Origin of the sequence: Streptomyces lavendulae subsp. lavendulae (assembly GCF_002803845.1) — a bacterium.
Classification (GTDB): domain Bacteria; phylum Actinomycetota; class Actinomycetes; order Streptomycetales; family Streptomycetaceae; genus Streptomyces; species Streptomyces lavendulae.
In genome coordinates this window covers 1,294,235-1,306,683 of the sequence record NZ_CP024985.1, presented here as the reverse complement: position 1 = coordinate 1,306,683, position 12,449 = coordinate 1,294,235, and the positions used below count along the sequence as shown (strand labels likewise).

Below are 12,449 nucleotides of genomic sequence, written 5' to 3'. Positions count from 1 at the left end.
CAGGCCCGTCTCCTCGCGAGCTTCGTGTGGAGCAGCATCCGCCCGGGGTTTCACCCCGGGCGGATGCTGCCCGCGGGGACCAGGATTCCGCCTTCCTCACAGGAGTAGTTCAGTCTGGCGGAACAGCAAAAGCTGTCCGCCGCACACGACGTAGACGGACACCTTCCCCTACGTGACCTTCGCATTCGAACAGCGCGGAGGAGCTGGCGCAGCGGTACGCCGACATCGTTGTCGAACCGGACTCGATCTTCACCCGAGACGGTTCGGTGTAAACCTCCGCAGACCTGACCGCCGGCATCGATCTCGTCCCTGCCCCGGTGGAAGAAGACGTGGGCAGAGAGGCGGCGGCCTTGACGATCGCGCGCTACATGGTTGTCTTCCTGCGGAGAGCCGACAGCGAGGCGCAGTTCAGCACGCTCGGCCACGGGGCCGGGGCGAATCTCCTGGTGGCCCCGCCCGCGCTGTCAACCCGCCTGTCACCGCGATCGGCCTCCGCCTCGCCGCCCATGGAGAACCCTTCGCCGAGGGCAGGACGAGGCTCGGGCACGAACTCGAATCGTTTGCGACCTGGGCAGTTGGAGGAAGCGGACAAGCAGGAGCTTGTTTTGAGGTGCATCCTGCATCATTGGGCCATGGAGAGTGGAGACGACCTGCGCGTCGTCCTGGTCACGCTGGACCGCGATGCCGCGGCCGCCGTGCTCACGAGGTCCGACGGCAAGGAGGCTCGGTTCCCGTTCCGATCCCCGGTGTTCGAGCCCAGCAGCATGCTTGCGCGTATTGCCTACCCGCCTACCTTCGAAGGGTTGTTTGCTCAGACGCGTGAGGGTGATGCCATCCTGTTCGAGCTGCCACGGTACGACGCGGCGAGCCGGCTGAACGGCAGGTTGGTCGTCTACCTGGACCAGAACAAATGGCGCCCCGTGAGCGACGTGCTCCAGGGGCGGGACGCCGGAGCGCGAGCCGATCGGGAAGCAGCAAGCCGGCTCGTGGAATGGGTGGAACAGGGAAGGGTCATCCTCCCTGCCTCGGCGGGCCACTACTACGAGACGACAAAGTGGTCCAACGCTGAGGGGCGGCATCGTCTGGGCCTCGCCGTTCTCCAGCTCAGCAGAGGTTGGCAGTTGCGGGACCCACTCCAGGTCAGACGGGACGAGCTTCGCTGGATGTTCCGAAACAGAGTGAAGCCCGGGGCTGAATTGCCGACGGCCATCACGCTCGCGCCGAACGTGATCCATTCCGCAGCGCGGGGGGTTGTGCCGCCTTGTCCTCCAGCGGATTTTCCTTCGGAGGAGGCATTCCAACATGAGGCGCTCGTTTCAGCGACGGCGCTCATCGATGTCATGCTGGACTCGGTCGGTGGCGAGCGGGGCCCGGAAACCGGGTGGACTCAGGCCAACCAGCGGTTCAGTGACTGGCTGGATGGCCAGGGCAGCGATTCTCAGAAGAAGCGCAAGTCGATCGATGTCTGGCTCCTCCAGGACCTGCAGCGGGAGGTGGCTGAGGAGTCCTACACCGCTGGATGGACGGCGGGCCAACTGAAGGATTGGGCGAGCGACTCTCAGTCTGTTCAAGAGCTCGGTAGCCTCCCCTCCTTGGGTCTCTTTCGGGAGATGTTGCACGAGCGCCATCTCAACCAGGGGACCACGTGGAAGCCGAACGACGTGATCGACATGGTGTACCTCTCGTGCGCGGCCGGCTACGCGGACTTTGTCGTGTGCGAGCGGCAGATGCGCGAGCCCTTGGCGCGCGGAATCAAACGCCTGGGGAGGCGGACTCAGGTCTTTCGAAGCCTGCCCCAGGCTGTCGCTGCCATTTCGGTCGCACTCGAAGTGGTATCGGACTCCTAGAAGCGTTCCCGGAGTGCGGTCAATTCGGCAGGGAGTGCTTGGAGTCTCTTGACGATTCGAGTGCCGCTCCGTTGACCGGCCTTCGAGCGAGAGAGTAGATCGGCCATGTCGGCGTCGGGCACGACGACGTGACAGTAGGGAAGTGCCTCGCTCAGTGCATCGATGTCGTGCAAGGCGCTCATCTTCCAAGCTCTGGTCGGATTGCGAAAGAGCTCGGTCTTCAGGTCGACTGCGATCCGCACAGACGGTATACGATCGGCGAACCTCACCATCCGCTGGCGGCCGGACCTCGGTTTGGCGGGATCGAGGCCGATGGCGCGATGGAGGTCGAGTCGGTACTCCGTAAGGAGTTCTATCAGCAAATTGAAATGCTCGTGCGCCATCTCGCGTGCCTGGATGCGAACACGTAGCTCCTGGCGGCTTATGGGCTCGTCAGCCAAAATCTGGGAGTAGAGCTCCTCCCATTCAAGCCTGCTGTGCGTAGCCTGCAATGCAGCCTCAGGCTGATAGCCGTATCTACTGCGGAGGTCCGCTATCTCCTCGTCCCGGGGCCCAGCGAGCATCTGGAATTCGGCATACTGATTTACATGGCCTAGCCAAGACCGCAACTCGGGGACTGTGTCAACGTCGACATTTCCGACCCGCCCGTAGAGTGCGAACGCACCGTGCTCGCCCGTCGCGGCCCACATGACGCCGGTCCCAAGTACCTGCGGTCGCCGTGGGCGGAAGGTGGGCCTGCCGAAGCACTCGTGCATTGCATGTAGAACCTGGTGTCGGATCAAGACCTGTCGCGATCGCAGGGTCCGGTAGCGTGATACCGACGCCATGACGCGGGCAAGATCGAACCTCTGGCGGGGATCGGTGATCTTGCTGGTTTCGAAGTAGTGCGTGAGGGACAGCGGGAAGACGATGCCGGCGGCACTGGCCCTCCTTACCGCGGCCAGAACATCGAGGTCAGATTCTTCCCGTGGCGAGCCATTTGCGGCGCGCGCCAAGCGGATCCACACCCATTGGTCCAGATAGACAGAGGGAGTAGACACATGGAAATCCGGAAATTGCTCCTCTGCCATCTGGTTATCTCCATCGTAGGTCGCTCGGCAGCCCTCCGTATGTCATGGTCACAGTAGTTTCACTTCCTGTCTGCTGATTTCCTCACAGCGTTGCTCCGGGGAGACCGGCAAGGTGTGGTCACGCCAGGGACTACGGCCCGGCTTCGGCCATGTCGTCTGCGGTCGAACCTTCCTTGACAGGGGCAGTGGCCGAACTCAAGTCGATCAAGGTCAGCATCTCCCGGCCGAGTGGACCGACGCGCGCCGAGATTGAGCGCCGCGGGCCTCTTCTCATAATTGGTGAGCCGTGCTCGACCTCATCGGTGCCCGTCCCTCACCTTGAACAGGCTGGTCCTGCCCACGCCCGCCGGCCCCCTTGAGGCGTGCCAGACGGGAGCGCCTCCCATGGTGATGGTCCAGCCCAACGCGTTGTCACGCGACAGCTCCCCAACCATGAACTCCGCGGCCAGGGTCCGTAGAAAGTGCATGAAGCTCGGTTCGTTCCGGAACTTGGATGCGAGTGGGTACATCAGGATCGGGATTCGCCCATGCCCGGTCCAGGTCGAGTTTGAGTAGTCGATGGCCTGGGCTATCAGCTTCGCCGGGTCACTGCTTGGCTGCTTCACCTCCAGCCCGAAGACCACATCGGTCTTCTTCCAGCCCGTCGTATCGCGTGGAGTCAGGAGAAGGTCCAGGCGGACGGTTTTCCCGTGAATGGACTTACCTGAGACCTGGCGCTGAACTATGAAGTAAGGGGAGAGCTGTCTGACGAGCCAGTTGACCAGGTCGGCCTCTAGCTCGAATCGAGGAACATCGTCCGTCACCTGGGCGCCGCCTCGGCAGTTTGTGATCCCTGGATGGGTGTCCGGCGACTGGGGGCAGTGCTGCCAGCTGTACCGGTACTGATTCCTATCGTCGTAGTCGACAGAACAGCTACACGGACCGAGAAGACTGTCGCACTCTTGCAGGGACCCGTAGATGCTCTTTCGCATGTGCGAGACGGGATAGTCGGCGACGACCCTTCCATCCCATAAGAATGCCGAACAGGTGTGCATCAGCTGTAAGTAGGACGCGGTCGGTCCCGGGGTCGTCGCTGGACCGTACCCCATGTAGATCATGGATCTTGTCCCGTCAGGGTGTCCCAGGACCAGAGTCCTTTCCATGTCTGCGTAGTCGATGATCTCGGACAAGTCCCGCTCCTCCATCTGCGGCGACACTCTGACAACTCGCAGCCCGGAGGGAGCAAGGGCGACCGCCGGGGGCGCGTCGGTGGGCCAGAAGTCCTTGACCCTGTCCGGCCTGGCCGTGGCCGAGTGGGAGCCGTGACACCACATCGTCTCAGCCGACACAAAGTGCTTGACCGGCTCAGGAGCCTCCTCCCCAAACCCCTGGACACAGGCCGTGCATGACAACGAACCGGATCTGTACCGCACGCTTCTGGAACGACACGTCTCACAGTTCTGCAGCGGCGTCCCGTCTGATTGCACGGGGTAGACCGAGAAGCCGTAGGTCGTCACGATGTACTCTGCGAGATCCCTCCCGCGAAGCCTGTCGACGTTCACGTCTGCCACATTCCCCCCAGGGTGCCTGGCTCGTGGTGGTTGCCTACGCACGCGTGATCAACATGTCTGCCCCATGCGTCCGATCACCACCCCCGTTGGCGAATCGTTGACGCATATCCACAGCCTGCTCTCCCAGGTGACTTTGTGGGCAAGGCCGTTGGCAACCCTCGCACGTGGGTATGACAGCGCGCTCTGGATGTGCCCGGGGCCGCACTCTGCTCTCAAGAGTCGGCTCGGTCGATGCCGATTTCGGCGAGTGCCGGTCCGGGCCGAGGCGCTTGCAGAGCTGCCGCTGTACGTCCGGTTCGGGCTCGTCCAGCCGGTACAAAGGCACCTGGACGCGGTGATCGGGTGAGCCGTCGTATGGCCTACGCCGGCGCGGCCGGATCTCGGAGTTGCGGTGCTCGACTGGTGCGCTGCCCTCTGGCCCGCGCATAGATTGGGCTGGTTAGGACCCGGTATGAAGGGGAGCGCATGACGCAATCGCTGGAGATCACGCCGATCGGGACCGTGGTCGGGGGACGGGGCGAGCCCACGGACGACCACTGGGGAGGGCAGGCGATCATCCGTCTGAACCCGGACTTCCCCGTCGAGGTTGTGCAAGGCCTGGAGGAGTTTTCGCACCTCCTCGTCGTCTGGCATTTCCACAAGGCATCGCCCAACGATGTCGCCCTCCACGCGCGGAGCCCCCGCAACAATCCGGCCTGGCCACCCACCGGCACGTTCGTGCACCGGAACCATCGGCGGCCGAACCAGCTGGCGCAGCCCTTCCCGCGCCTGGTGAAGGTCGACGGCCTGGACCTTCACGTCACCGACCTCGACGCGATCGATGGCACTCCGGTGTATGACGTCGCGCCGTACTTCCAGGAGATGGGGCCGCGGGGGGAGGTCCGTGAACCGAGCTGGCCGGCGGAGATGCTCGCGGACTACTGGCGCTGAAGGGGACTCGCGTGACGGATACAAAGCGCAAGCCGTTCCTGTACGTCGTCGTCTGTGCCGCCGGGATCGCGGACGACGTCGGCAAGCTGATCACGGCGGCCCAGGAGCGGAGCTGGGACGTCGGGGTAATCGCGACTCCGCATGCCCTGCCCTTTCTCGATGCCCCTGCGATCGAGACGCAGACCGGCTTCCAGATCCGTTCCGCCTGGAGGTCGCCGGGTGACGATCGGCCCCTGCCGCCGGCGAACGCCATCGTGGCCGCCCCCGCGACCTTCAACACGGTCAACAAGTGGGCCGCAGGCTTCGCCGACAACCTCGCGCTGGCCATCCTCTGCGAGGCGTACGGAATGGGCATCCCCACGGCTGTCCTGCCGTACGTGAACTCCGCCCTGGCGGCGCACCCCGCGTACCGGCGAAGCATTGCTGAACTTCGTGAGATGGGGATATCGATCGGCAGCTACGACCCTCACCGCCCGAAGGCAGGCGGCGGCGCCGATCGCTTCGACTGGGAGGAAGCGATCCATCTGCTGGAACCGCACATGCGGAACCACGGTGCCTGAGGACGGCCGGCACCGCAGCGGGCCGGACAGGCGCCGGCTGAGGGTTGCTGCCGCCATCGTGGTCCATGAACGCCAGGTTTTGTTGGTGCGGCGTCGGGTGGCGGAGGGGAACCTCTCGTGGCAGTTTCCGGCGGGCAAGGTCGAGCCTGGGGAAGCGTGGGAGGACGCGGCCGTACGGGAGACGAAGGAGGAGACCGACCTGGACGTGTCCGTGGCATGGGTACTGGGCGAGCGGCGCCATCCGGCTACCGGACGCCTCGTGTCGTACGCCGCCTGCGATGTTGTAGCTGGCTCCGCTCGTGCCGCTGCCCCGGCTGAGATAGCCGAGGTGGCCTGGGTGACCCTTGCACAGCTTCCCGGGTACATCCCGGACGGGATCTTCGAGCCGGTGCAGAGGTACTTGGACGCCGTGATCGGGCTACCGCCGTGTGGCCAGAACTGACACTGCGGGGCGCGGGGCGAGGTGCTCGACCAAGGCCTGTCCGTGATCATGTTGCGACGGGACAGCGCAGAGCGGACGAGGTGAGAGCCTGGCCAGGCCGTTGGAAGCGTGGGCGCACGCCGGAGTCTTGCATTGCGGGCACCCTCCTGGGTCGGCATTGTTGAGGTATGAGGCCCCGCACGGTGCTGGTCACGCTGTATGACGGCGTCGAGGCGCTGGACGTCACCGGCCCCGTGGGCGTGCTGGCCGGGGCCAACGCCTACCTCGCCGCCACAGCCCCGGGACAGACCGGATATCGCATCGCCACGGCATCGCCGGGCGGGTCCGCCGTAGCGTCGCTCAGTGGTGTGACCCTGATGCCCGACGTGGACCTGGCGGGTGCGGACGTTCCCCACACGCTGCTCGTGCCGGGCGGTGCCGGAGGTGTCCCCGGGGCTGGTGTCGGGGGTTCGGAGGTCATCTCTTGGCTGAAGAACAATGCGCCCAAGGCAGAGAGGGTCGTCTCCGTGTGCACGGGTGCGTTTCTGCTCGCCGAGGCCGGCCTGCTCGCAGGCAAGAGGGTGACGACGCACTGGAACAGTGCGGATGAGCTGGCGCAGCGGTATCCCGGTATCGCTGTCGAACCGGACTCGATCTTCATCCGGGATGGCTCGGTGTACACCTCTGCGGGCGTAACTGCCGGCATCGACCTGGCCCTGGCCTTGGTGGAGGAAGATATCGGAAGGGACGCGGCCCTGACGATCGCACGCTACATGGTCGTCTTCCTGCGGCGGTCCGGGGGCCAGGGGCAGTTCAGCACGCAGATGCAGGCGCAGCTCGCGCATCGCCAAGAGCTCCGTGACCTGCAGCAGTGGATCGCCGACCACCCGGCCGCCGACCTGTCGGTGAAGGCTTTGGCCCAGCGCGCCAACCTGTCGGCCCGGCAGTTCACGCGGGCGTTCGCCGAGGAAACGGGCGTCACGCCCGGGCGCTATGTGGCCAACGCCCGGCTGGAGACGGCGAGGCGGCTGCTCGAGGACACCGACGACGATGTCGTACGTATCGCTGCCTTGAGCGGTTACGCCACTACCGAGGCGATGCGCCGAGCCTTCCAGCGAGTTCTCGGGCTCTCTCCGTCGCAGTATCGGACTCGCTGTGGCTGAGGCTCTGTGATGAGCCGGCCGCGGTGGCGGGGCTGAGCTGGCCGCGAAGGTCGACCAGGAGATCGATGGCGGCGCTGTGCGGGGCGAGGAGCTCGTCGATCTGCCTCGTAGCAGTCGGACCATCCGGGGCCAGAGTGGACCGGAGCAGGTTCTGGTACTCCCGCCGAGCTCCTGCAGTGAGCGCCGGAACCGGGATGCGCGCGAGGGCTTCCTGCGTACTGAGGTCCTCGAATGCGACCATGCCGCCCGCCTCGCTCGTCGCCCAGATGACGTTCTGTCCCGAGCAGTCCGCGGTGAGCCGGGTATCCCGGCCGGCCGCCTCGCTGAGGCCCGGGAGATCGACGGGCGACGAGCCGGCCAGCGACCGCGCTGCTTCGAAGGAGTCGAGGGCCCAGTACGGCCGCGTTGGGGTGCCCTGGACCGACCGCGTGGCTGTGGCGCGTTCTCTGCTGCCCTCGGCGACGGATGGACTCCGGCGGGCGGCTTCGGCCCCAGGGTCTTCGCGGCTGCCGAGCCAGGTGATGGCAACGAACCGGAGGTCCGGGAAGGCGGCGGGGTAGAGCACTTGCGAGATGACCTCGATGTCCTGGTGGTCGAAACGCGAGATGTGGAGTCGGAAGACGTGGCCGTCACGGTGGCTCACCAACTCCGGCTTGCTGTCCCAGATGCGGCGGCAGTCGCTGTCGGCCAGGACCTCGTTCAGCAGCGAGACCAGTTCGGGCAGCCTGTCGTGTTTGACGAGCGCCATCCGCACCATCGCGAGGTAGATCCCTGCGTGCTCCTCCCATCCCACGTACTGCTCCCGGGCATCGGGATGCAGCAATGCCCAGCGCATCAGATTGGGGCGCGGCTCCAGGACCCACGGGAACCACTGAGCCATGGCTCGGTTGAAACCGACGATGTTCCACGCGGCATCGCTGAGGTAAGCGGGCCGTGGCATCTGATGGTCAAGGAGCAGCTGGAGCGGGTGAAGGCCGTCGGCGTGTCCCGGAGGCGTGGGGGAGCGGGGCGGGGAGCCTCCGTCCGTGTAGAGGTAGAGGGTCTCGCGCTGGTCCTCGTCCAGGAGCAGGGCGGCCGCCAGCTGGTCGATCTTCGGGCGTCCGAGACGTGGCGATGCCCCTCGTTCCAGCTCCCCGTACCAGCGCTCGGTCATCCCGGCCCGGGCAGCCACCTCGGCCTGCGACAGCGGTTTGCTGCGCCGCATTTTCGTGCCGGCTGCTGCCCGCCATGCTCGCAGCAGTCCTGCGAGCCCGATCAGCTCATCCAGGGCAGGCCTCCGGTCGGGACTTTGGTCCCGACTTCGGGTGGGCGTAGGCATGATTCCTCCCTCGCTCCCGGTGATGCCGTCCTTGCGTGAAGTGACCCTCTCGGTTGAGAGCCCAACGGGGACAAGGCCTGTGAGGTCTCGAATGGGCCGGTCCTCGGCGCCTCAGCGGTAGGGACTTTAGTCCCGGAAGTTGAACTTCCGGAAGCCGACTTCCTGTCGGCTGCTGGGACGCTTGGAAGGACGGCGTAGCGCTCGATTGATACCCGCCGGGTCTGCACCTACGCGCCCCGCCTGGCAGATGACGGAATAGGAGGGGAATATGGCAGACACGGCGTGTGACCGCGTATTTCACGTGCAGCGAACCTTGGCCTCGATGGACGGCCCGTCCCACGGGCCACGCGCCATTGCCAGGGAAGCAGGCCTTAACAAGAGCACGGTGCACCGAATACTCAATTCAGGGCTGGCCTACGACGTGTTCGTGAGGGATGAGGCAGGTAAATACCGCCTTGGCTCCGGCGCCGTCGGCCTAGGAATGCGAGCCGCAGCGTATCGGTTCAGCGAGGCGCCCCAGCGCCAGATTCTGGCTCGGCTGCTCCATGAGGCGAACGGGATGCTCTGCGCGATCGAGTCGCTCACTCCGCTGACTGCGGCACGACGTAGGACAGAGCAGTACGTCGCCCGAGGCGGGGTGTTGGCGGAGCCAGGGGTCGTCGGTGACGGCTTCATGGCCTCGGCCCGCTCTCTGCGCGCGGGTGCCGCAGGCAGGGTCCTCCTGTCCGGTCTGCCGGCCACAGTGCAGAGAGCTGTGGCCGTGGAGGGACTCCCGACGTCGCTGACAGGGCCGGGATACATCCAAGATCCGGAATCGTTCCTGCGTGCGGTGGGTGACGCGGCTTCGAATGGCATTGCCGTGTCACGCGAGGAAGTCCGAGCCGGCTGGTGTGCGGTGGCTGCTCCGATCGGACGGAACGTTGTCATGGGCGCCGTGGTGGTGGCGAAGCCATGTGGGGACATGACTCCCGATGCGGCAGAGGAGATTGCGCGCACGCGGGAAGCAGCTGCTCGAATCAGTGACTTGCTGGCCGAAGTTTCGGCAGCGTAGAGCCGAAATTACTGATCGTGGAATTGCCCCTGAGGGCGGGACAAGGAAGTGGCTCTGGCTCATTTTCGCGGCCTAGGTGTTTCACGTGCAGGGACATTCAGATAATTGACTGATCAATTCGGTGAAAGTTATTGACGTCGATCTCTGAGGGTCATTGAAGTCGCCCTTCAGTGCACGGCCCGCCTCGACTGGACTGGACCTTCCGGCCCGACGGCCACCCCAACGCCTTGCAGCGGCGTCTGGCCGCTTGGCCTCGCAAGGGGATATGTCGAGTCGATGTCGATGACCGCCAACACCCTCTGAAAGCTGGAGTGTTCTGGGCGCCATGCATATGTTGCTGCTCCCTCGGGTCAACACCGGGGAATCGCGCCGCTCTGGATGAGAACGGTGCCCAGGAGTTAGCCGCTCCTGGGCACCGTGCCGACACCCCGGAGGGCGCGGATTCATAACCGGGTGCGGGTCGGCTGGCCTTTTCGACGAGAACGGCCGCCCCGCCCCACCTACGAGTGAGGAATTCTCGCATGCCCGAGTACCGGAGCCCACGGGCACACCGGCTCGCCCGCATCCTCGCGGACATGGCCCCCGGAGCCGCAGTCCTTCGCATCTCCCAGCTCGATCCGAGCCAGAGCTGGCCCAGCCCCTTCTGTCGCGCCTACGACCGGCTGGGTCGCGGTATACCCCTCACGCGGGTCCGCGGCCTCACTGCCGCGCGTTGGGTCATCCGCGCTCACCCCGACGTCCGATGGGACCAGCCGTACGACCTCGATCTCGACAGCGGAGTCCTGCGCCCCGCGACCGAACGGCACACCGCAGTCGAGCGGAGGCGCTGATCATGGCCCGCATCAGAACCATCAAGCCGGAGGCCTTCGCCTCCGAGTCCCTGGCCGCGGTCCCCCTCACCGCCGAGCGAACCTTCTTCGGGCTGCTCACCCAGGCCGACGACCACGGACGCTTCCGGGACCAACCCGCAGTCCTCGCCGGGCTGCTGTGGTCCCTGCGCCCGGACCACGGCCCCGTCGGCGTCGAGGACGACCTGGCCCAGCTCGCCACCCAGGACCTCGTCTGCCGTTACGCGGGCGAGGACGGCAAGCGGTACCTCTCCACATCATCACCTGGCACCTGCACCAGAAGATCAACCGTCCCAGCGGTATACGCCACCCGGCCTGCCCCCAGCACGACGGCGCGGGCCCGACGGCCGCCGGACTCGGGAGCCCTCACGGAGCAGGCCATGAAGCCTCCGTGTCCCCTCACCGAGGACTCACGGAGGGTCCGGAGTACCTGCATGAGCCCTCAATGAATCAGAAAACCGCAGCTCGGAGGGCATTCACTGAGGCCTCCATGAGGACTCACGAAGCCCTCAGTGAGCCCGCAGTGATGGATCACAGTCCGGATCTAGGACCTAGGAACGTGGATCTAGGATCTCTACCTTCGGGGAGCGCGAGCGCTCCCGCACCCGAGTCCGCCTCGGCCCAGCAACTCATCGCCGAGTACGCCTCCGCCTGCACACACCGACCGCCCCGCGATGTACTCGGCCGCCTCGGCCGGGAGACCGCCAAGTTGCTCGCCGAGGGCATCGATGCCGCCCACGTGCGCGACGGCCTCACCAAGCACCGAACCAAGGGACTTCACCCGAGCACCCTGCCCAGCCTGGTCCACGAGGCGATGAACGCGGCCCCCACCGGCTTGGCCCGGACGGGATCGCGGCCTAGCCTCCCCGCACACCGGGGCTGGGCCAACCCGACCGACCCGTCCACCGCTTACGCCGAGGAGCTGTGATGCGCGACTACGACGCCCAGCGCGTCAGCGGCCTCGCCCGTCGGCTCACCGGCATCCTCATCACGCGCGGCCAGAACCCCGACGCAGTCCCCGCAGTGGTCGAGGAACCGCTGGCCGCCCTCCAGGCAGCCGAGGCCCGCATCCCCGCCCGCTACCGCAACGCGGTCGCCGATCACCCGGCCATCAGCGCCTGGGTACGGGACATCGCGCAGGATGGCCGCCCCGGACCCGGAGGAGCCCCCGGCATCGCCAACGGCCGGTCGCTCCTCATCGTCGGCACCACAGGCACGGGCAAGACGCACCAGGCATACGGGGCGATCCGCTGCCTGGTGTCGGCCGGGGTCCGCCTCCGCTGGAAGGCGACGACGGCGGCCGACCTCTACGCGGACCTGCGCCCCCGCCCCGGACACGACGGCGAGCGGGAACTCATGGATCTCGCCCGCTGCCCCCTCCTGATCATCGACGACCTCGGTGCCGCCAAGAACAGCGAGTGGACCGAGGAGATCACGATGCGGCTCATCAACCGCCGCTACAACGAGATGCTGCCGACGCTGCTCACGACGAACCTCGGCATGGCCGACCTCCGAGAGCACATCGGTGACCGGGTCGCGTCCCGCCTCACGGAGATGACCGACAAGGTCATCCTCGACGGCCCCGACCGCAGACGTGCCCTCGCAGCCGAACGTCGCTGCTTCGACGCGGCCACCGCCACCTGACCTTCCCCCGGCGAGCACCGCAGCCCACCCCCTCGTACGCACCAACC

10 protein-coding genes and 2 pseudogenes are annotated in these 12,449 nt (G+C 66.1%); 9 read left to right on the top strand and 3 right to left on the bottom strand.

Going from position 1 to position 12,449, the window contains the following annotated elements:
* Positions 1-230: 230 nt before the first annotated feature.
* Positions 231-413, top strand: a pseudogene (locus SLAV_RS43625) (GlxA family transcriptional regulator); the annotation flags it as partial.
* 1,430 nt (positions 414-1,843) lie between these two features.
* On the opposite strand, the gene SLAV_RS05880 reads toward SLAV_RS43625, so the two are convergent.
* Positions 1,844-2,917 carry a hypothetical protein gene (locus SLAV_RS05880; protein ID WP_030229900.1) on the bottom strand — a complete coding sequence of 358 codons (1,074 nt, stop codon included), beginning with the start codon at positions 2,915-2,917 and terminating at the stop codon, positions 1,844-1,846.
* 296 nt (positions 2,918-3,213) lie between these two features.
* Positions 3,214-4,467: a hypothetical protein gene (locus tag SLAV_RS05875; RefSeq protein WP_158740656.1), complete on the bottom strand. Its 1,254-nt coding sequence runs from the start codon at positions 4,465-4,467 to the stop codon at positions 3,214-3,216.
* Positions 4,468-4,932: 465 nt separating this feature from the next.
* Here SLAV_RS05875 and SLAV_RS05870 point away from each other — a divergent pair, with 465 nt between their 5' ends.
* The 4 genes from SLAV_RS05870 to SLAV_RS05855 all read left to right on the top strand — a co-directional run bounded on the left by SLAV_RS05870 (position 4,933) and on the right by SLAV_RS05855 (position 7,541).
* Positions 4,933-5,397, top strand: a complete 465-nt coding sequence (locus SLAV_RS05870; protein WP_030229898.1) for an SAM-dependent methyltransferase — start codon at positions 4,933-4,935, stop codon at positions 5,395-5,397.
* Positions 5,398-5,408: 11 nt separating this feature from the next.
* Complete coding sequence (locus SLAV_RS05865; protein ID WP_030229897.1) at positions 5,409-5,957, top strand: flavoprotein; 549 nt, start codon at positions 5,409-5,411, stop codon at positions 5,955-5,957.
* Positions 5,950-6,399, top strand: coding sequence for an NUDIX hydrolase (locus SLAV_RS05860; protein WP_234333586.1), 450 nt, complete (start codon positions 5,950-5,952; stop codon positions 6,397-6,399). Before SLAV_RS05865 ends, SLAV_RS05860 begins: the two co-directional genes overlap by 8 nt.
* A gap of 167 nt (positions 6,400-6,566) precedes the next feature.
* Positions 6,567-7,541, top strand: a complete 975-nt coding sequence (locus SLAV_RS05855) for a GlxA family transcriptional regulator (RefSeq protein ID WP_030229895.1) — start codon at positions 6,567-6,569, stop codon at positions 7,539-7,541.
* Here the strand turns inward: SLAV_RS05855 and SLAV_RS05850 are convergent.
* On the bottom strand, positions 7,465-8,859 hold the full coding sequence (locus SLAV_RS05850) for a helix-turn-helix transcriptional regulator (protein WP_078950324.1): 1,395 nt from the start codon (positions 8,857-8,859) through the stop codon (positions 7,465-7,467). The two genes, SLAV_RS05855 and SLAV_RS05850, sit on opposite strands and share 77 nt — an antisense overlap.
* A gap of 268 nt (positions 8,860-9,127) precedes the next feature.
* Between SLAV_RS05850 and SLAV_RS43620 the strand changes: the two genes are divergently transcribed.
* The 4 genes and pseudogenes from SLAV_RS43620 to SLAV_RS05830 all read left to right on the top strand — a co-directional run bounded on the left by SLAV_RS43620 (position 9,128) and on the right by SLAV_RS05830 (position 12,402).
* The gene (locus tag SLAV_RS43620; protein WP_078950323.1) at positions 9,128-9,910 is read left to right on the top strand and encodes an IclR family transcriptional regulator domain-containing protein; all 783 of its coding nucleotides are present in this window, start codon (positions 9,128-9,130) and stop codon (positions 9,908-9,910) included.
* Positions 9,911-10,431: 521 nt separating this feature from the next.
* A complete protein-coding gene (locus SLAV_RS05840) occupies positions 10,432-10,740 on the top strand; it encodes a hypothetical protein (RefSeq protein ID WP_037687266.1) in 309 nt (102 codons plus the stop codon).
* 2 nt (positions 10,741-10,742) lie between these two features.
* Positions 10,743-11,686, top strand: a pseudogene (locus SLAV_RS05835) (hypothetical protein).
* The gene (locus SLAV_RS05830) at positions 11,686-12,402 is read left to right on the top strand and encodes an ATP-binding protein (RefSeq protein ID WP_030229892.1); all 717 of its coding nucleotides are present in this window, start codon (positions 11,686-11,688) and stop codon (positions 12,400-12,402) included. The pseudogene SLAV_RS05835 and the gene SLAV_RS05830 overlap by 1 nt, the downstream one beginning before the upstream one ends.
* Positions 12,403-12,449: the final 47 nt, after the last annotated feature.